This is a genomic window from Pseudomonas sp. KT_2_4 (assembly GCF_041410225.1).
GTDB classification, from domain to species: Bacteria; Pseudomonadota; Gammaproteobacteria; order Pseudomonadales; family Pseudomonadaceae; genus Aquipseudomonas; species Aquipseudomonas paracarnis.
In genome coordinates this window covers 3187501-3205865 of record NZ_CP166962.1, presented here as the reverse complement: position 1 = coordinate 3205865, position 18365 = coordinate 3187501, and the positions used below count along the sequence as shown (strand labels likewise).

Annotated in this window: 18 protein-coding genes and 1 rRNA gene (1 of these 19 running past the window's edge); 9 read left to right on the top strand and 10 right to left on the bottom strand. The window is 58.3% G+C overall.

The features are described from left to right. Positions 1–29: 29 nt before the first annotated feature. A complete protein-coding gene (gene estP, locus AB9N64_RS14915; RefSeq protein ID WP_060766709.1) occupies positions 30–1952 on the bottom strand; it encodes an esterase EstP in 1923 nt (640 codons plus the stop codon). 412 nt (positions 1953–2364) lie between these two features. On the opposite strand from estP, the gene AB9N64_RS14910 reads away from it, so the two are divergent. The 4 genes from AB9N64_RS14910 to AB9N64_RS14895 all read left to right on the top strand — a co-directional run bounded on the left by AB9N64_RS14910 (position 2365) and on the right by AB9N64_RS14895 (position 5689). Beyond that, positions 2365–2958 carry an aminodeoxychorismate/anthranilate synthase component II gene (locus tag AB9N64_RS14910; RefSeq protein WP_014720169.1) on the top strand — a complete coding sequence of 198 codons (594 nt, stop codon included), beginning with the start codon at positions 2365–2367 and terminating at the stop codon, positions 2956–2958. Between the two features lie 9 nt (positions 2959–2967). Then, positions 2968–4017 (top strand): anthranilate phosphoribosyltransferase, encoded by a 1050-nt coding sequence (gene trpD / locus AB9N64_RS14905; RefSeq protein ID WP_003194694.1) that lies wholly within the window; start codon positions 2968–2970, stop codon positions 4015–4017. Then, positions 4014–4850, top strand: a complete 837-nt coding sequence (gene trpC / locus AB9N64_RS14900) for an indole-3-glycerol phosphate synthase TrpC (RefSeq protein WP_371359495.1) — start codon at positions 4014–4016, stop codon at positions 4848–4850. Before trpD ends, trpC begins: the two co-directional genes overlap by 4 nt. 143 nt (positions 4851–4993) lie before the next feature. Then, positions 4994–5689, top strand: a complete 696-nt coding sequence (locus AB9N64_RS14895; RefSeq protein WP_371359494.1) for a biotin/lipoate A/B protein ligase family protein — start codon at positions 4994–4996, stop codon at positions 5687–5689. Here the strand turns inward: AB9N64_RS14895 and crp are convergent. Further along, positions 5686–6330, bottom strand: a complete 645-nt coding sequence (gene crp, locus AB9N64_RS14890; protein WP_073525802.1) for a cAMP-activated global transcriptional regulator CRP — start codon at positions 6328–6330, stop codon at positions 5686–5688. The two genes, AB9N64_RS14895 and crp, sit on opposite strands and share 4 nt — an antisense overlap. Positions 6331–6576: 246 nt before the next feature. On the opposite strand from crp, the gene AB9N64_RS14885 reads away from it, so the two are divergent. Further along, positions 6577–6999 (top strand): OsmC family protein, encoded by a 423-nt coding sequence (locus AB9N64_RS14885; protein WP_003194686.1) that lies wholly within the window; start codon positions 6577–6579, stop codon positions 6997–6999. A gap of 47 nt (positions 7000–7046) precedes the next feature. Here AB9N64_RS14885 and coq7 read toward each other — a convergent pair whose 3' ends face one another. From coq7 to hemJ, 6 genes are all read right to left on the bottom strand, one after another. After that, positions 7047–7694: a 2-polyprenyl-3-methyl-6-methoxy-1,4-benzoquinone monooxygenase gene (gene coq7, locus AB9N64_RS14880; RefSeq protein ID WP_014720165.1), complete on the bottom strand. Its 648-nt coding sequence runs from the start codon at positions 7692–7694 to the stop codon at positions 7047–7049. Between the two features lie 85 nt (positions 7695–7779). Then, on the bottom strand, positions 7780–8118 hold the full coding sequence (locus AB9N64_RS14875) for a histidine triad nucleotide-binding protein (protein WP_003194682.1): 339 nt from the start codon (positions 8116–8118) through the stop codon (positions 7780–7782). A 45-nt stretch (positions 8119–8163) separates the two neighbouring features. Then, positions 8164–8952: an SDR family oxidoreductase gene (locus tag AB9N64_RS14870; RefSeq protein ID WP_003194680.1), complete on the bottom strand. Its 789-nt coding sequence runs from the start codon at positions 8950–8952 to the stop codon at positions 8164–8166. A 61-nt stretch (positions 8953–9013) separates the two neighbouring features. After that, on the bottom strand, positions 9014–9970 hold the full coding sequence (locus tag AB9N64_RS14865) for a DUF805 domain-containing protein (protein ID WP_032903899.1): 957 nt from the start codon (positions 9968–9970) through the stop codon (positions 9014–9016). Between the two features lie 67 nt (positions 9971–10037). Beyond that, entirely contained in the window at positions 10038–11000 is a 963-nt protein-coding gene (locus AB9N64_RS14860) for a nitronate monooxygenase family protein (protein ID WP_014720163.1), read from the bottom strand. 24 nt (positions 11001–11024) lie between these two features. Continuing rightward, positions 11025–11453: a protoporphyrinogen oxidase HemJ gene (gene hemJ / locus AB9N64_RS14855; protein ID WP_003194674.1), complete on the bottom strand. Its 429-nt coding sequence runs from the start codon at positions 11451–11453 to the stop codon at positions 11025–11027. A gap of 134 nt (positions 11454–11587) precedes the next feature. On the opposite strand from hemJ, the gene argC reads away from it, so the two are divergent. Continuing rightward, positions 11588–12622 carry an N-acetyl-gamma-glutamyl-phosphate reductase gene (gene argC, locus AB9N64_RS14850; protein ID WP_014720162.1) on the top strand — a complete coding sequence of 345 codons (1035 nt, stop codon included), beginning with the start codon at positions 11588–11590 and terminating at the stop codon, positions 12620–12622. A 165-nt stretch (positions 12623–12787) separates the two neighbouring features. Further along, positions 12788–13138, top strand: a complete 351-nt coding sequence (gene erpA, locus AB9N64_RS14845) for an iron-sulfur cluster insertion protein ErpA (protein WP_003176443.1) — start codon at positions 12788–12790, stop codon at positions 13136–13138. A gap of 65 nt (positions 13139–13203) precedes the next feature. On the opposite strand, the gene AB9N64_RS14840 is transcribed toward erpA, so the two are convergent. Beyond that, the gene (locus tag AB9N64_RS14840) at positions 13204–14295 is read right to left on the bottom strand and encodes an anhydro-N-acetylmuramic acid kinase (protein ID WP_038451714.1); all 1092 of its coding nucleotides are present in this window, start codon (positions 14293–14295) and stop codon (positions 13204–13206) included. Between the two features lie 3 nt (positions 14296–14298). Next, a complete protein-coding gene (locus AB9N64_RS14835; protein WP_014720159.1) occupies positions 14299–15711 on the bottom strand; it encodes a peptidoglycan DD-metalloendopeptidase family protein in 1413 nt (470 codons plus the stop codon). A 209-nt stretch (positions 15712–15920) separates the two neighbouring features. On the opposite strand from AB9N64_RS14835, the gene tyrS reads away from it, so the two are divergent. Both tyrS and AB9N64_RS14825 read left to right on the top strand, forming a co-directional pair. Continuing rightward, positions 15921–17120, top strand: a complete 1200-nt coding sequence (gene tyrS, locus AB9N64_RS14830) for a tyrosine--tRNA ligase (protein ID WP_038451711.1) — start codon at positions 15921–15923, stop codon at positions 17118–17120. Positions 17121–17616: 496 nt separating this feature from the next. After that, positions 17617–18365: ribosomal RNA gene (locus tag AB9N64_RS14825) — 16S ribosomal RNA — on the top strand; it runs 788 nt beyond the window's last position.

Sequence of the window (18365 nt, the reverse complement as noted above, 5' to 3'; positions counted from 1 at the left end):
ATTAGTTTTTCACCGGTCTTGGGATTTGTTTAGAAATCCAGACTGACTCCGACATTGATGCCTTGCTGGGTCAAGTTGTCATCCTTTCTCACGTTATACGCCGCCCGCAACGCCAGGTCCTGAGTCAACTTGTGGCTGACACCCAGGCTCAAGCGGTCAGAATTACTGCGAGGCGTATACCCGTCGAGCTTGAAGTCGATCCCCTGCACGCTGTTGAGCGAAATGTTCACCTTCTGGGTGTCATTTTCAAACTCATGCTCGTGGGCCACTTCGCCAAAAACCTGGGTTTGCGGCGTGATGCGGTAGCTGCCTTGCAGGCCGACGCCCAGGCGTTTGGAGTCGCGTTGTTGATCGTCAAAGGTCAGGGCGGTGGAGCGGCTGCTTTTCTCCGAGTAACCATTGACTTCAACCCGCGCGTAATCGGCGCTGATGAACGGCGAGAGGTGCCAGTCGCTGCCCGGCGCGGCGATGTCATACCCCACGCGGCCGCTCAGGGCCCAGAGCCAGCCATCGGTGTCACCTTTCTCCGAGCCTTCGCTGACACCCAGGGCAAACTTGCGTTTGAGGCTGTCAAAGTCCAGCTTGCCGCCGGTCAATGCTGCATCGGCCCACCAGTGGTTCTGCTGATACTGAGCGAATGCCGTGCCCATATAGCTGTTGAGCTTGTAGTCCGAATCATTGGCGCCGGCTTCGAGAGTCTGCCGATACAGGCCGGCGGCAACGCCTACGCGCCAGTTTTCATCGAGCCGGTAGCTGCCACCGATATTCAGGTTATAGCCGCTGCCGTCGCCACTGGCCGAGCTGCTCTGATCATCGAAATCCAGGCGTTGGCCTCCGCCGGCCACTATGGCGCGCCATTGGCCGACGGCTTGCCAGCTGCCGTTGTCTGCTTGCCATTGGTTACGCAACTCGTCCTGGTGGGCGCGCAATGTGCCTTGGGCCATTTCCGGCAGCAAGGTCAGTTCCCACGGCGCGGCGAGTAGCGAATAGGCGTAGTCGGCAATCAAGCGTTGCCCGGCCACGGTAGGGTGGACCGAGTCGTTGTAGATCAGCTTGGTTGGGTCCGGGTTGGTGCCGCCGATGCCATAGGTTGGGTTGGCGGTGCAACTGTTACCGCTGAAGCAGGTGCCCGTCAGGTTCTGCCCGGTGGCTAGGCCGAAGCGGGCTGGATCGGCGAAGGCCTCGTTCAACAGCAGCGGGATGTTCAGCGGGATAACCTGTGCATCCACTTGTGACAGACGCTGTACCAGGGACTGGTTGAAAATAGTGCTCAGGGCCGAAGTCGCTGCTTGCTGTGGGGTGCCGTTGATGGCCGGCGTCAGGCCCAGGTCGGGTAGCATCCACACCATAATGTAACGCGCGCCGGCTTGTTGCAGGGCCTGGGCGCTGTCCGCCAGCCTGCCACCGGCGGCGACCGCTTGAGCGGGGCTGAGTACCCGGCCTTGCAGGAAGTCATTGCCGCCACCGGAAAGGAAGTAAAGTGCGTTCGGGTCGGCTCTCCCACCATTAGCCGGCAGATAGCCCTGCCGACTGCGCAACACAGTGCCGCCCCCGGGGTTGCCTGGGGGAATCGCAGCATTGGAGACTGAGGTAATGGAGTCGAGGATATTGTCGGTACGGTAGCCACCCACTGCCCAGTTGTTGCCGTCTGGCAAACCCTGGGCTGCGCGGACCGGTGAGGTGGAAGCATTCAGGTCGTTGGGAGTGACGCCCAGTTTCGTGCCCAGCAGGGTCGATGAGACCAGGCCGTATTCACCCTGGAAGGTCGGCCCGGTTCGGTTGGTAAAGCGCAATGTGGCGCCGGCCGAACCGTCGGGAAACTGGCCTGCATCCGCCAGGCTGTCGCCGAAAACCACCATGGTTGAATAAGGTGACGGGGCTGCGAACGCCTGGGCGCAGGCCAATGATAGGAGGCAGCCGGCAAGGGGCGCGAAAAACGCTGGTCTGAGCATGCAAGATTCCATTGGGTTGTTTTTATGTCGGAAGTGAAACACTAGCAAAATTTCTGGCATTTTCTGTAGGGAAATCCGGAATCCACCTACGTTGCGTCCCCGTATTTGCGGCTCCATATTGCACCGCTGGCGAGCCTACGTTACTGTGCCTGAACGTATGAATGAGACCCTCCCCGTGTTGATCATCAGCAAACTCTTGATGCGAGTAGTCAAGGCACACGCCCGTTGGCGTTGGCGCGCCTGACATTTTTCTCTGCCGGCCTGGCCGGACCTGTACCGATTTGCCTTCTTCACCCGTTGTCTGACGCCCCTTGCCAACTCACCCTGGCAACCGGAACGTGCGTCTGGCAGCGGGTCACACGCTTGGAAGGCGGTCATTTGAAATCAGTGAATTCAAGAGGTTTGAACCCACATGTTGCTGATGATTGATAACTACGACTCCTTTACCTACAACGTTGTGCAGTACCTGGGCGAACTGGGTGCCGAGGTCAAGGTGGTGCGCAACGATGAACTTACCGTTGCTGAAATCGCTGCGCTGAACCCCGAGCGCATCGTGGTTTCGCCTGGCCCGTGCACGCCGACCGAGGCGGGCATCTCTCTGGAAGCTATCCAGTATTTCGCCGGCAAGCTGCCGATCCTGGGCGTCTGCCTGGGCCATCAGTCCATCGGCCAGGCGTTTGGCGGTGATGTGGTGCGCGCGCGCGAGGTCATGCACGGCAAGACCAGCCCGGTGTTCCATCGGGATTTGGGTGTATTCCATGGCTTGAACCTGCCGGTGACCGTGACCCGTTACCACTCTCTGGTGGTCAAGCGTGAAACCTTGCCCGAATGCCTGGAACTGACCGCCTGGACCCAATTGGAAGACGGCTCGGTCGACGAGATCATGGGCCTGCGCCACAAGACACTGAACGTCGAAGGGGTGCAATTTCACCCTGAATCAATCCTGACCGAGCAGGGCTACGAGCTGTTCGCCAACTTTCTCAAGCAGAGCGGCGGCACGCGCTAAGGACTTTTCATGGATATCAAGACTGCCCTGAGCCGTATCGTCGGCCATCTGGACCTGAGCACCGCGGAAATGAGCGATGTGATGCGCGAGATCATGACCGGTCAATGCACCGATGCTCAGATCGGCGCTTTTATGATGGCGATGCGCATGAAGAGCGAAAGCATCGACGAAATCGTCGGTGCGGTGTCGGTGATGCGTGAGCTGGCGGATAAGGTCGAACTCAAGACCCTCGACGGCGTCGTCGATGTAGTGGGCACCGGCGGTGACGGTGCGAATATTTTCAACGTGTCGACCGCCTCATCCTTCGTGGTGGCCGCCGCTGGTTGCACCGTCGCCAAGCACGGGAACCGCGCGGTGTCTGGCAAGAGCGGCAGTGCCGACTTGCTGGAAGCTGCCGGTATTTACCTGAACCTCACGCCGGTGCAAGTAGCGCGCTGCATCGACAGCGTTGGCATTGGCTTCATGTTTGCTCAGTCCCATCACGGCGCGATGAAGCACGCTGCCGGCCCGCGCAAGGACCTTGGCCTGCGTACCCTGTTCAACATGCTCGGCCCGCTTACGAATCCGGCCGGTGTGAAGCATCAGGTGGTGGGCGTGTTCAGCCAGGCGCTGTGCCGGCCGCTGGCCGAAGTATTACAACGCTTGGGCAGCAAGCATGTGCTGGTGGTGCACTCCAAGGATGGCCTCGACGAATTCAGCCTGGCGGCGCCGACCTTCGTGGCGGAGCTGAAGAACGACGAGGTCACCGAATATTGGGTCGAACCTGAAGACCTGGGTATGAAAAGCCAGAGCTTGCACGGCCTGGCGGTGGAAAGCCCGGCGGCTTCGTTGGAGTTGATTCGTGATGCTCTGGGGCGTCGTAAGACCGAAAACGGTCAGAAAGCTGCGGAAATGATTGTGCTCAACGCTGGCGCAGCACTTTACGCCGCCGACCATGCCTATAGTCTCAAGGAAGGTGTCGCCTTGGCCCACGATGCGCTGCACACCGGCCTGGCTCGTGAGAAGCTCGAAGAGCTGGGAGCATTCACCGCCGTATTCAAGATGGAGAATGAAGGATGAGTGTGCCAACCGTTCTGGAAAAGATCCTGGCCCGTAAGGCTGAAGAAGTGGCCGAGCGCCGCGCCCGCGTGGGCCTGGCCGAGTTGGAAGCCCAGGCGAAAAGCGCCGATGCGCCACGCGGCTTTGCCAATGCCTTGATCGCCCAGGCCAAGCTCAAGCAGCCGGCCGTGATCGCCGAGGTCAAGAAGGCCTCGCCGAGCAAAGGCGTGATTCGCGAACACTTCGTACCCGCTGAGATCGCCGTCAGTTACGAGAAGGGTGGGGCAACCTGCTTGTCTGTGCTGACGGATATTGACTACTTCCAGGGTTCCGACCCGTTCCTGCAACAGGCGCGCGCTGCGTGCAAGCTGCCGGTGATCCGCAAGGATTTCATGGTCGACCCGTACCAAATCGTCGAAGCTCGTGCCTTGGGTGCCGACTGCGTGTTGCTGATTGTCTCGGCATTGGATGACGTGAAGATGGCCGAGCTGGCGGCCGTGGCCAAGAGCGTCGGTCTGGACGTGCTGGTCGAAGTGCATGACGGCGACGAGCTGGAGCGCGCATTGAAGACCCTCGATACTCCGCTGGTAGGCGTCAACAACCGTAACCTGCATACCTTCGACGTCAGCCTGGAAACTACCCTCGACCTGCTGCCGCGTATTCCGCGCGATCGCTTGGTGATTACCGAGAGTGGCATCGTCAATCGCGCCGATGTGGAATTGATGGAAATCAGTGGTGTGTACTCGTTCCTGGTGGGCGAGACGTTTATGCGCGCAGAGAACCCGGGGGCGGAGCTGCAGCGCTTGTTCTTCCCGGAGCGCGGTACGACGATCAGCGGTTCGACACTAGACTGATTTGAAATACGCTCGGAACTGTAGGAGCTGGCTTGCCTGCGATAGCGGCGGGTCAGCCAACCTCTGTGTAGCTGACACACCGCTATCGCAGGCAAGCCAGCTCCCACATTGGTTTTGTGTTTATTCAGGTAGGTAGGTGTTCGATGCTCCAGCCCGTGATCATGACTGTCGAAGCAGGCCTTGCCGCCGAGCAAGACCTATTGGCAGCCGTTTGCGCGGGTGAGCAGGCATTCGGATTGCTGTTCTGGCAGCCCAGTGACCAAGCGCTGGTCATGCCGCGCCGTTTGAGCCGGCTGCCGGCATTCGCGGTGGCGAGCCAGGTTTCGGCCGATGCGGGTTGGCCGGTATTGCTGCGTGAAACCGGTGGTGAGCCAGTGCCGCAGTCCGGCGCCACGGTCAATATCGCCCTGGTCTATGCGCCACCGCGCAGTGAAAGCGACCAGGGGCGCATCGAAACCGGCTATCAGCGCTTGTGCCAACCGATTTGTGATCTGTTGATCGAGTTGGGTGGCGATGCGTCCGTCGGCGAAATTGACGGTGCCTTTTGCGACGGCCGTTACAACGTCAACCTCAATGGCCGCAAAATGGTGGGCACTGCCCAGCGTTGGCGACAAAGCGGTGGCCGCCCGGTCGGGTTGGTGCATGGCGCAATGTTGCTGGAGAATGATCGTGAGCAATTGATTGCGGCGGTCAACCGCTTCAATCAAGCCTGCGGTTTGGAGCAGCGGGTTCGCGCTGATAGCCATATCGCACTGCACGAAGCATTTCCCGCACCGGATGCGATCAGTCGGCTCGACACGTTGTACCGGCAGATGCTGGCTGGCTTCCTGCCGCTCTAGCGAGTACCGAACACCACCATCGTCTTGCCTTTGACGTGCACCAGGTTGCGTTCTTCCAAGTCCTTGAGCACGCGGCCGACCATTTCCCGCGAACACCCGACAATACGTCCGATCTCCTGGCGCGTGACTTTGATCTGCATGCCGTCGGGATGGGTCATGGCATCGGGTTGCTTGCATAGCTCCAGCAGGCAGCGAGCGACGCGACCGGTGACATCAAAGAACGCCAGGTCGCCGACTTTGCGGGTGGTGTCGCGCAGGCGCTGGGCGATCTGCCCGCTCAGGGCGTACAAGATGTCCGGATCATGCTGGGCCAATTCGCGAAATTTCGTATAGCTGATCTCGGCCACTTCGCACTCAACTTTGGCTCGTACCCAAGCGCTGCGTTCCTGCTCTTTGCCTGCTTGTTCAAACAAACCCAGCTCCCCGAAGAAATCTCCGGCGTTGAGGTAGGCAATGATCATCTCACGGCCATCTTCATCCTCGATCAGGATGGTGACCGAGCCCTTGATGATGAAGAACAGGGTTTCTGAACGCTCGCCGGCGCAGATGATGTTGTGCTTGGCCGGATGACGTCGGCGCTGGCAATGCAGCAACAGCTTGTCGAGGTTCTTGATCTTGGGTGTGGGAGTAAGAGCAACCATGGTTGTATCCCGAAAAGACTGCGCGGTGTAGTTGGCGTTGTTTTTATCCAGCGGCATCTCATTGATAGATGCTGTACAAGTCATGGCAATGCGCCATTCATTTGGCGCCAGCTTACCAGACACTTTCTGTCGCGATTAGCCAATTTAGCGGGCAAACGCTGTCATTTATCGAATTTATGCAGGGCGCTGTTGTTTCAAGGCCCTGTGCTAAGCTGGCGACCCTTTTTTAGCAGTGGAGTCTGGGCGATGAAGGCACGCATCCAATGGGCGGGCGAAGCCATGTTCCTCGGTGAGTCGGGCAGCGGCCATGTGGTGGTCATGGACGGTCCGCCGGAAGCCGGCGGTCGTAACCTGGGTGTACGCCCCATGGAAATGTTGCTGCTGGGTGTGGGCGGTTGCAGCAATTTTGACGTGGTCAGCATCTTGAAGAAGTCCCGCCAGGCCGTAGAAAGCTGCGAAGCCTTCCTGGAAGCTGAACGCGCCACTGAAGACCCCAAGGTTTTTACCAAGATCCATATGCATTTCGTGGTCAAGGGCCGGGCGCTAAAAGAAGCCCAGGTCAAGCGTGCCATCGAGCTGTCGGCAGAGAAGTACTGCTCAGCATCGATCATGCTGGGGGCTGCGGGCGTGGTCATTACCCACGACTACGAAATCATCGAGCTGGGTTGATTGCAGCAGGCAAAAGAAAGGGCGCTTCGGGCGCCCTTTTTTTCGGTTCAGATTCGATAAGTGCTTTTGGTCATGACCTTGGCCAACAGGCTCATGCCGAACCGTACCGGGGCTGGAAAGCGGAAGCCGCCCGCGTCCAGCGCGCTTTCTGCATGGTGCTCTTCGTCAATGCGCATCTGCTCAAGAATGGCCCGTGACTTTTCGTCTTCGGCCGGCAGTTGCTCCAGGTGTTCATCCAGGTGCTTGCACACCTGATGTTCTGTCGCGGCCACAAACCCCAGGCTGACTTTGTCACTGATCAGCCCGGCAGCCGCGCCGATACCAAACGACAAGCCATAAAACAGTGGGTTGAGCACGCTGGGATGGCTGCCCAACTGGCGGATGCGTTGTTCGCACCAGGCCAGGTGGTCGATCTCTTCCTCGGCCGCATGCTCCATCGCCACGCGCACTTGCGGCAACTTGGCGGTCAGCGCCTGGCCCTGGTACAGCGCCTGGGCACAGACTTCACCGGTATGGTTGATGCGCATCAGGCCTGCGACGTGACGGGTGTCGGTCTCGCTCAACTGTACATCCGGCTGCACGATGGCGGGCGATGGGCGGTAGGGCTGGCCACTGAACGGCAGCAGAGTGCGCATGGCCATGTCGGCTTGCAGCAACAGACGGTCAATCGGCGAGTAGTGACGTTGGGTAGTCATGCTGACCTCCGGGAAGAATCTCGGCGGCCAGTTTACCGCAAGAGAGCGTCCAGCGTTTGTGCTGAGTCAATTTGCCCTTGTGCACTCAGCCCGGTGGCCAGTTCATCTGGCGCTGACCCAGCACGTGCATATGGATGTGGTAAACGGTTTGCCCGCCGTCTTCATTGCAATTCATCACCACACGAAAGCCTTTTTCGCAGCCTTGTTCCACGGCCAGGCGTTGGGCGGTGAACAGGATATGGCCGGCCAGCGCCTTATCGTCCTCGGTCAGGTCGTTGAGGGTACGAATGGGTTTTTTCGGGATAACCAGGAAATGCACTGGTGCCTGGGGGGCGATATCGTGAAAAGCCAGGACTTGGTCATCTTCATAGATGATCTTCGCCGGTATTTCCCTGTTGATGATCTTGGTGAACAGAGTATCCACAGCTGTATCTCCATCGTGAAAAGTGAGGTAAGTGTACGTAGGCCGTCAGCGCGGGCAATAGGCCTTGTTGATGGCACCGGCAATTTTGCGGGTCAGCCAGCGGGGGCTCAGGCGTGGGCTGAACGTCAGCCAACGATTGCGGCGCCCGGGAATGATGATGGCCTTGTTCTTTTCCAGCGCCCGCACGGTGTAGAGCGCGACTTCTTCCGGGCTCATCAGTTGCTGGCTGCGGTCGAGTTTCGCCGTATCCATCTGCGCGGTGCCGAAGAATGCGGTGCGCGTAGGGCCAGGGCACAGCACTGAAACCTTGATGCCGCAGGTCTTCAATTCCTCGCGCAACCCTTCGGAGAAGTGCAGCACGTAGGCTTTGCTGGCGTAGTAGCTGCTCATCCACGGCCCAGGCTGGAAGGCCGCGACCGAAGCCACATTGAGGATTTGCCCGCCGCCATGCAGGGCCATGGCATTGCCCAGTGCGTGGCACATGCGGGTCAAGGCCAGGATGTTGACTTCGATGAGGTCCTGCTCGGTCATCCAGTCCTGGGCCAGGAACGGCCCGCTGGTGCCGATGCCGGCGCAGTTGACCAGCAGGTCGATCTGTCGCTCACCCTCTTCGAGCTCCAGCAAAAAGCCGGACAAGCGCAGCGGCTCGCCCAAATCACAGGCGCGAAACAGTACCTCGACGCCGAAGCGTTGGGTCAATTCCAATGCAATGCTTTCCAACTGATCACGCTGGCGGGCCACCAGAATCAAGCTACGGCCACGCCGTGCCAAGGCTTCGGCCAATGCCAGGCCGATGCCACTGGAGGCGCCGGTGATCAGAGCGTAACGGGTCATGCCTTTCTCCATCGCAACGCCGCCGGCCCATGACAGTGCGTCACAGGCGGCGGGCGTTTCTTCACTGTTCTGGAGAGTCTACAGGTTCGGCTGCATCGTCAGCACTTTGCGCTGCGGCTTCGTCAACGATAGCGCTTTGATCGGCGTCTGCATCGGAGGTGATGGAGCTGCTTTCGTAGCTGCTGTCCATGTTGGCTTCAAGCTGGTCCAGGTAGCCGTTCATGCCCAGGGTGACGACGATGATGAGCATCAAGGGAATGAACGCCAGCCACAGCGAGGCCAGGATTTTCACCGCAGTGGAGTTGCGTGGTGGTGGCGCGCCGTATTGGTTGGCGCCCGTGTTGCCTGGCAATACCAGCAACAGCAGCGGGAAAACACTGTTAACCAGCGGAACCAGGTTGAGCAGGTACAGCCAGCCAGACCAGCCCAGGTCATGCAGGCGCTGCACGCCGATTTGCACGCTCACCACTACCAGTGCCACAAACAGCGCGAAACCCAGCAGTGAGCCAATAATGATGGCGATGGTTGGCGAGGCTGTCGCCACCGCGAAGCCCACCGTACTGATGATGCCCGCTGCCACCAACATCGCGACGGTCAGTGCCAGCGTCCAGGCCAGGTAGCGCAGGCGCCCGATGCGCCCGTGGATGGTGAAGACCTTGAGGGTTGCGAACTCCGGCAGGTCGTCGCCAACGGCAGCGCGTGGGGGAGCATAAGGTGAGGCGGCGGCGCGGTCAGCGGTTGACGAGCTTGTTTCGTGGGTTTCTGCCAGGCTGAATGCCACAGGTTGTTCGGCCTCGATGCGAGCGTCGACCCCGGCGTTGTGCAGTGCCGTGAGGTAAGTTTGCGCGTCGGGGTGGGACAGGTCGCGCTTGAGCGCGACGGGGCGGCCGGTGAAGAGCTTTTCGATCGCTTCAACATCACTTTTGAATAACTCGGCGAGGTTCAGCTTGGCGGTGGTGCTTTCGACACCTGGGCGCAAGGCTCCGTCAAACACAATCTTGAAACGGCTGTCGCTCATGCGGGCATCCTTGTCACTTAATCAGGGAGAGTATGCAGGCCTTCCAATCGGCGGGCCTGCCAGTGGGTCAGCGTGGCCAGCGCAGTTGCGCGGCGTGCTCGCGTGCTTTGCGGTATTCGGCATCCAGGCGGGCAACGAGGTCATCCACACTGGGTACATCATTGATTTCACCGACGCCTTGGCCAGCAGACCATACAGTTTTCCACGCTTTGGCCTCATCGCTCAATGGCTTGAGCTTGGAACCGAAGTTGACTTCACCTTTGCCTTGAAGCGCAGCGAGGTCAAACCCGGCATTTTCCAGGCTCTGGCGCATGAAGCTGGCAGGTACGCCGGAGACTGCTGGAGTGTGCACGATGTCGGCGGCGCGCGATGTGAGCAGCATCTCCTTATACGCATCCGGTGCCTGGCTTTCGGTGGTGCCGATAAAGCGCGTGCCGAAATATGCCAGGTCTGCCCCCAGCACCTGGGCGGCGAGGATTTCGTGCCCATGGTTAAGGCAGCCCGCCAGCAGTAGGGTTTTGTCGAAGAACTGGCGAATTTCGGCAATCAGTGAAAAGGGGCTCCAGGTGCCAGCGTGGCCACCCGCACCAGCGGCGACGGCAATGAGGCCATCAACACCCGCTTCAGCGGCTTTCTCGGCATGGCGCCGGGTAGTGACGTCATGAAATACCAGGCCGCCGTAGCTATGAACCGCGTCCACCAACTCCTTTACCGCACCGAGACTGGTGATGACGATGGGCACCTTGTGCTCGACGCAGATCGCCAGGTCTGCCTCCAGTCGCGGGTTGCTATTGTGCACGATCAGGTTCACGGCATAGGGCGCAGGGTTGTCCAACTGAGCCAGGCCCGCTTCGATTTCTTCCAGCCAGGCCTTGAAGCCACTGCTTTCGCGTTGGTTGAGCGCCGGGAAACTCCCAACTACCCCGTTGCGACAGCAGGCCAGGACCAGTTGCGGATTAGAGATCAGAAACATCGGCGCGGCCACCACGGGCAGGCGCAGACGTTGTTCCAGCAGAGCGGGCAGCGACATTGGAGGTTCCCCGAGTAATTGACGTTAGAACGGTTTGACCACGACCAAAATTACGATAGCCAGCAATATCAGAACCGGGACCTCATTGAACCAGCGATAAAAGACATGGCTGCGGGTGTTTTCGCCACGGGCGAAGCGCTTTACCTGTGCGCCGCACATGTGATGGTAGCCAATCAGCAGGACGACCAGGGTCAACTTAGCGTGGATCCAGGCGCCCGACTGGAAAATGCCGGGGTTGAGGGCCAGCATCCAGATGCCGAAAACCAGTGTGGCAACCATCGCAGGGCCCATGATGCCCCGGTACAACTTGCGCTCCATGATGCTGAAGCGTTCCTTGCTGACGGTGTCTTCGCTTTGGGCGTGGTAGACAAACAGGCGCGGCAGGTAGAACAGCCCGGCAAACCAGCAAACGATGCTGACGATATGGAAGGCTTTGACCCATAGATAGAGCATTTTAGTTATTCCCAGGTTCACGGTAGCGAAGATAGTAGTGGCTCATGCGCCCGTACGTCACGTTGACGGTTGTCGCAGGACGATACGGCCCCTATTATCGACGGCTTTCCAGTGGGTTCGTTGAGGGCAGGTTTATGGTCAAGGTCGGTATCGTCGGCGGCACGGGTTACACCGGTGTCGAATTGCTGCGTCTGTTGGCTCAGCATCCGCAAGCTGAGGTGGTGGTCATCACTTCCCGATCCGAAGCCGGGCTGGCCGTGGCCGATATGTACCCGAACCTGCGAGGCCACTATGACGGTCTGGCGTTCAGTGTGCCGGACACCAAAACCCTGGGTGCCTGCGACGTGGTGTTCTTCGCCACGCCTCACGGTGTCGCCCATGCTCTGGCCGGTGAGTTGCTGGCGGCCGGTACCAAGGTTATCGACTTGTCGGCAGACTTCCGCCTGCAAGACGCCGATGAGTGGGCCAAGTGGTACGGCCAGCCCCATGGTGCGCCGCAGCTGTTGGAAGAGGCGGTTTACGGCCTGCCGGAAGTCAATCGCGAGCAGATCAAGCAAGCACGCCTGATTGCGGTGCCGGGTTGCTATCCGACGGCGACGCAATTGGGCTTCCTGCCACTGCTGGAAGCTGGCCTGGCGGATGCGTCGCGGCTGATCGCCGACTGTAAGTCGGGCGTCAGTGGTGCGGGCCGTGGCGCAGCGGTCGGTTCTCTATACTCCGAAACGTCGGAAAGCATGAAAGCCTATGCGGTAAAAGGTCATCGTCACTTGCCGGAAATTCGCCAGGGCCTGCGCCGCGCTGCCGGCCAGGATGTGGGTCTGACCTTCGTGCCGCACCTGACGCCGATGATCCGCGGGATTCACTCCACGCTGTATGCGACTGTCACTGATCGCTCGGTAGACCTGCAGGCGTTGTTTGAAAAACGTTATGCCAATGAGCCGTTCGTCGATGTGATGCCGGCCGGCAGCCATCCGGAAACGCGCAGCGTGCGTGGTGCCAATGTGTGCCGTATTGCGGTGCATCGTCCGCAGGATGGCGACCTGGTGGTGGTGTTGTCGGTGATCGACAATTTGGTCAAGGGCGCTTCGGGCCAGGCGGTGCAGAACATGAATATCCTGTTCGGCCTGGACGAGAAGTTGGGCCTGTCCCACGCGGGGATGTTGCCTTAACGCGGGATCACCGTTGCGCAAAAGGCCCTTTGATCGGGCCTTTTGCATTTTTAATGGTCGCTGGGCGGATTGATATACCGTAACAATAGTTGACCGCTTTTCTAGGAGAAGCGGATAATACCCGCCATTACGCATATGGCGGCGCTACGCCGGGAGATTATCAGCATGAGCGTTGAGTCCTTCACCCCTACGGCTTTGCAATTCACCCACGGTGCTGCGCACAAGGTGAAGAGCCTGGTCGATGAAGAGGGTAATGATCGCTTGAAGCTGCGCGTATTCGTTACGGGCGGCGGTTGTTCAGGGTTTCAGTACGGTTTTACCTTCGATGAAGATGTGGCCGATGACGACACTATCGTTGAGCGCGAGGGTGTAAGCCTGGTCGTGGATCCGATGAGCTTCCAATACCTGGCAGGTGCCGAGGTGGATTATCAGGAAGGTCTGGAAGGCTCGCGTTTCGTGATCAAGAACCCTAATGCCACCACGACGTGTGGTTGCGGGTCTTCGTTCTCGATCTGATCGGTAGCAGATACAAAAACGCCGCTTGGCTTTTACGGGCCAAGCGGCGTTTTGCTGTCTGGGGTTCAGGCGGGGTAGATCGCGCCAAGCACTCGAAGCCCACGTGCGCCAGTGACGCTGGGACGATTGGCGGCAATGCCTTCAAGGCAGCAATGGGCCAGCCAGGCGAAGGCCATTGCCTCTACCCAGTCAGGGTCTACGCCATAGGCCGCTGTAGTGCTGACATGGGTAGAAGGCAGCAACGTTGTCAGCCTGCCCATCAGTGCCCCGTTATGGGCGCCGCCGCCGCAGATCAGCAAGGTTGTTGTGTCAGTCTGGGCGCTTTGCAGGGACTCGACGATGGTCAGGGCCGTCAGCTCCAGCAGGGTGGCCTGTACGTCTTGGGGTTCAAAGGTGGGCAAACGGCCAAGGTGCTGCTGCAGCCAGGCCAGGTTGAACACCTCTCGGCCCGTGCTTTTCGGGCCTTTGGTCATGAAGAACGGATCGCTGAGCAGCGTATTGAGCAGCTGGGGCTGGACCTTGCCGCTGGCCGCCCATTGCCCGTCCCGATCAAAGTGTTCTCCGCGCTGCAGGTGAATCCAGGCATCGAGCAGCACGTTCCCCGGGCCGCAGTCGAAACCGGCGACAGGCTTGCCCGTCTCGATCAGGCTGAGGTTGCTGAACCCGCCGACATTCAATACCGCGCGATTGCCCGTCTGCTCGCCGAACAAGGCTTCATGAAAGGCTGGAACCAAAGGAGCGCCTTGGCCGCCGGCAGCGACATCGCGGCTGCGGAAGTCGCTGACGACAGTGATGCCTGTCAGTTCGGTGAGTAGGGCAGGGTTGCCGATCTGAACGGTGAAGCCTCGGGCGGGTTCATGGCGAATCGTCTGGCCATGACTACCAATCGCCCGAATGTCCTGAGGCTTGAGGTTATGTTGCTCCAGCAAGGCGATGATCCCTTGTGCAGCGAGCGTCACCCATTGCTGCTGGGCAATTGCCGAACGGGCGATTTCATCCGGGCCGCTGGCGCATAGGCTCAGCAGTTCTGTGCGCAAGGCGTCGGGCATTGGGATATAGCGAGTGGCGATCAGATTGATCGCCGCGCTTTGTTCGATAAGGGCGATATCCAGGCCGTCGAGGCTGGTCCCGGACATCACACCGATATAGAGCGGCATACCTTAACGCTTCGCCGAAGCCAGCAAGGTGGAGCGCTCTTGATCCATCCGTGCCATCAGCGGCTGGCTCTGCTGCATGAAGCGCGCGCGTTCGGCCTTGGCAATCGGGTCAGCCATTGGGAGCTTCTGGCCCAGTGGGTCGACGTGTACGCCGTTGACCTGGAACTCATAGTGCAAGTGCGGGCCGGTGGAGAGGCCGGTGGTACCGATGTAACCGATCACTTGGCCCTGTTTCACGTTGCCGCCAGTCTTGACGCCCTTGGCAAAACCTTGCATGTGGCCGTACAGCGTGCGGTACGTGTTGCCGTGCTGGATGATCACCGTATTGCCGTAACCACCACGACGCCCCGCCAACAAGACCTTGCCGTCGCCTGCCGCTTTGATTGGCGTGCCACGCGGCGCGGCATAGTCGACACCCTTGTGCGCGCGAATTTTGTTCAGAATTGGATGCTTGCGGCCCATGGAGAAACGCGAGCTAATACGGGCAAAGTCAACGGGGGTACGGATGAAGGCCTTGCGCATGCTGTTGCCATCAGCTGTGTAGTAGCTGCTGTTGCCCTGTTTGTTGGTGTAGCGCACGGCGGTGTAGGTTTTGCCACGGTTGGTGAAGCGTGCAGACAGAATGTTGCCAGTGCCGACCACTTTTCCGTTGGCTACTTTCTGCTCGTAGATCACGTCGAATTCGTCGCCTTGACGGATGTCCTGAGCGAAGTCGATGTCGTAGCCAAATACGCTGGCCATGTCCATGGTCATGCTATGCGAGAGGCCCGCACGCGCGGCCGATTGCGACAGGGAGCTGTTGATCACGCCGTGTACGTAGGCGGAACGCATGACGGGTTTGGTGGTGATTCGGTTGAATGCGAAGCCTTTGGCGCCTTTGCTCAGGCTGATACTTTCCAGGTCACTGATGCTGGTATGCAGGTTGTTCAACTGGCCGTCTGGCGTCAGCTCAAATTCAAGCTTCTGGCCACGTTTGAGCTGAGTGAATTGCTTGGCTTGCTTATCGCTGGCGAGCACTTCATTTACAGCGGCGGCAGGCAACCCAACCTTTTCGAACAGGGTAGATAGTGTATCGCCTTTGCCCACGATGACTTCGCGATGCTGGGGATTCTTGGCTGCGGCTGCTGCAGGTGCTTCCTGGGCGGCTTGCTGGGTGTCTTCGGGAGTGCTTTCGATCTGTGCGAAAGGTGACTCAGTTGCAGTGTTTGTGGCTTGTTGAGCGTCGGAAGCGTCTTGATCTTGTGTCAGTTGTTCAACTGGGCTTTCCAGATCGAGGCTCAGGGATGTTCGTTTGGCTTCAACGTCACTGGAAGGGAATACCAACAGTGCCAGGCTGAGAAGGGCGGCGATACCACTTGCGGCGAGCAGGTGGGTCTTCGGGTAAAGCGGCGGCGCTTTAGACGGTTCAGTGGTCATAAGTAATTTTGACTTTGAAGATGAAATGGAAAAGATGAATGACATGATGAAGATGAAATAACTGTATAAAATATAACCAAATCATCTGTGGCGCAAGCTCGCGAACGCTGGGCTTGCTGAACGGTGTCCGTGCGCAGGGCAAAACTTGTAATTAGTCCCTGATCTTGTATGGTTGGTTCCCTTTTGAATCTGAGCCTTGCGGGTCTGTTATGAAGTCGGTTGAAGAGCAGCTAGCGCTGATAAAACGTGGTGCGGAAGAACTGTTGGTCGAGGCCGAGCTGATCGAAAAGCTCAAGCGTGGCCAACCCCTGCGTATCAAGGCTGGCTTTGATCCGACCGCGCCGGATCTGCACCTGGGTCATACCGTGCTTATTAATAAGCTGCGTCAGTTCCAGGAGTTGGGCCATCAGGTCATCTTCCTTATAGGTGACTTCACCGGGATGATCGGTGATCCAAGCGGCAAGAGCGCTACGCGCCCGCCGCTGACTCGCGAACAGGTGCTCGATAATGCCGAGACCTATAAGACCCAGGTATTCAAGATTCTTGACCCGGCCAAGACCGAGGTGGCGTTCAACTCCACCTGGATGGACAAAATGGGGCCGGCAGATTTCATTCGCCTGACGTCCCAGTACACTGTGGCGCGCATGCTCGAGCGCGATGACTTCGACAAGCGCTACTCGACCAATCAGCCAATCGCCATTCATGAGTTCCTTTACCCGCTGGTTCAAGGGTACGACTCGGTGGCGCTGCGTGCGGATGTCGAGCTGGGTGGCACCGATCAGAAGTTCAACCTGCTGATGGGGCGTGAATTGCAGCGCGCCTATGGTCAGGAGGCTCAGTGCATTCTGACCATGCCATTGCTGGAGGGCTTGGATGGCGTCAAGAAGATGTCCAAGTCCCTGGGTAACTATGTCGGTATCCAGGAAGCGCCGGGTGTGATGTACGGCAAGCTAGTATCTATTCCGGATGCGCTGATGTGGCGCTACTTCGAGCTGTTGAGCTTCCGCTCGATGGACGAGATCAATGGGCTGCGTGCGGATGTCGAGGCGGGCGCTAATCCTCGCGATGTGAAGATTAAGCTGGCTGAAGAAATCGTTGCGCGTTTCCATGGTGAGGAGGCTGCGGCCAACGCTCACCGTGCGGCAGGTAATCGCATGAAAGATGGCGAGCTGCCTGACGATCTGCCCGAGATTGAGCTGACTGCTGCCGAGGCGATGCCGATTGCCGCTGTGCTTAATAAAGCTGGCCTGGTTAAGAATTCAGCGGTCGCGCGTGATCTTTTGGGGGCCGGCGGTGTGCGTATAGATGGTGAGGTGGTTGATCGCACCTTTATATACGAGCTGGGCGCCACTCACGTTTGCCAGGCGGGCAAGAAGGCATTTGCGCGAATTACGCTCAAATCCGAATAAGTCTGAAATAGGTGTTGACGGCGAATTATATCTGTCTATAATTCGCCCCACTTCCGGCGCAGTCGAAACGGAAAACTCCTTGGTAAACAATGAGTTACGCAGTTCTCGACAGCAAGTTGCTTCAGTTCATCGAAGCCAAAAGGAAGTTGAAAAAAGAGGTGTTGACAGCAGCGTGTAACGCTGTAGAATTCGCCTCCCGCTTACGAGAGATCGCAAGCGCAAGTGGTTGAAGTTGTTGAAGAAATCTTCGAAAACTTCTGAAAATAACCACTTGACAGCAAATGAGGCTGCTGTAGAATGCGCGCCTCGGTTGAGACGAAAGATCTTAACCAACCGCTCTTTAACAACTGAATCAAGCAATTCGTGTGGGTGCTTGTGGAGTCAGACTGATAGTCAACAAGATTATCAGCATCACAAGTTACTCCGCGAGAAATCAAAGATGTAACCAACGATTGCTGAGCCAAGTTTAGGGTTTCTTAAAAACCCAAAGATGTTTGAACTGAAGAGTTTGATCATGGCTCAGATTGAACGCTGGCGGCAGGCCTAACACATGCAAGTCGAGCGGTAGAGAGAAGCTTGCTTCTCTTGAGAGCGGCGGACGGGTGAGTAATGCCTAGGAATCTGCCTGGTAGTGGGGGATAACGTTCGGAAACGGACGCTAATACCGCATACGTCCTACGGGAGAAAGCAGGGGACCTTCGGGCCTTGCGCTATCAGATGAGCCTAGGTCGGATTAGCTAGTTGGTGAGGTAATGGCTCACCAAGGCGACGATCCGTAACTGGTCTGAGAGGATGATCAGTCACACTGGAACTGAGACACGGTCCAGACTCCTACGGGAGGCAGCAGTGGGGAATATTGGACAATGGGCGAAAGCCTGATCCAGCCATGCCGCGTGTGTGAAGAAGGTCTTCGGATTGTAAAGCACTTTAAGTTGGGAGGAAGGGTTGTAGATTAATACTCTGCAATTTTGACGTTACCGACAGAATAAGCACCGGCTAACTCTGTGCCAGCAGCCGCGGTAATACAGAGGGTGCAAGCGTTAATCGGAATTACTGGGCGTAAAGCGCGCGTAGGTGGTTTGTTAAGTTGGATGTGAAATCCCCGGGCTCAACCTGGGAACTGCATTCAAAACTGACTGACTAGAGTATGGTAGAGGGTGGTGGAATTTCCTGTGTAGCGGTGAAATGCGTAGATATAGGAAGGAACACCAGTGGCGAAGGCGACCACCTGGACTAATACTGACA

Coding starts and splice junctions, on each gene's coding strand:
- AB9N64_RS14865 (WP_032903899.1), bottom strand. CDS start 9,970: ATGAGCGACAGCCGTTTCAAGATTGTGTTTGACGGAGCCTTGCGCCCA.
- estP (WP_060766709.1), bottom strand. CDS start 1,952: ATGCTCAGACCAGCGTTTTTCGCGCCCCTTGCCGGCTGCCTCCTATCA.
- tyrS (WP_038451711.1), top strand. CDS start 15,921: ATGAAGTCGGTTGAAGAGCAGCTAGCGCTGATAAAACGTGGTGCGGAA.
- argC (WP_014720162.1), top strand. CDS start 11,588: ATGGTCAAGGTCGGTATCGTCGGCGGCACGGGTTACACCGGTGTCGAA.
- AB9N64_RS14870 (WP_003194680.1), bottom strand. CDS start 8,952: ATGACCCGTTACGCTCTGATCACCGGCGCCTCCAGTGGCATCGGCCTG.
- crp (WP_073525802.1), bottom strand. CDS start 6,330: ATGGTTGCTCTTACTCCCACACCCAAGATCAAGAACCTCGACAAGCTG.
- AB9N64_RS14885 (WP_003194686.1), top strand. CDS start 6,577: ATGAAGGCACGCATCCAATGGGCGGGCGAAGCCATGTTCCTCGGTGAG.
- hemJ (WP_003194674.1), bottom strand. CDS start 11,453: ATGCTCTATCTATGGGTCAAAGCCTTCCATATCGTCAGCATCGTTTGC.
- trpD (WP_003194694.1), top strand. CDS start 2,968: ATGGATATCAAGACTGCCCTGAGCCGTATCGTCGGCCATCTGGACCTG.
- trpC (WP_371359495.1), top strand. CDS start 4,014: ATGAGTGTGCCAACCGTTCTGGAAAAGATCCTGGCCCGTAAGGCTGAA.
- AB9N64_RS14835 (WP_014720159.1), bottom strand. CDS start 15,711: ATGACCACTGAACCGTCTAAAGCGCCGCCGCTTTACCCGAAGACCCAC.
- AB9N64_RS14840 (WP_038451714.1), bottom strand. CDS start 14,295: ATGCCGCTCTATATCGGTGTGATGTCCGGGACCAGCCTCGACGGCCTG.
- AB9N64_RS14910 (WP_014720169.1), top strand. CDS start 2,365: ATGTTGCTGATGATTGATAACTACGACTCCTTTACCTACAACGTTGTG.
- AB9N64_RS14895 (WP_371359494.1), top strand. CDS start 4,994: ATGCTCCAGCCCGTGATCATGACTGTCGAAGCAGGCCTTGCCGCCGAG.
- erpA (WP_003176443.1), top strand. CDS start 12,788: ATGAGCGTTGAGTCCTTCACCCCTACGGCTTTGCAATTCACCCACGGT.
- coq7 (WP_014720165.1), bottom strand. CDS start 7,694: ATGACTACCCAACGTCACTACTCGCCGATTGACCGTCTGTTGCTGCAA.
- AB9N64_RS14860 (WP_014720163.1), bottom strand. CDS start 11,000: ATGTCGCTGCCCGCTCTGCTGGAACAACGTCTGCGCCTGCCCGTGGTG.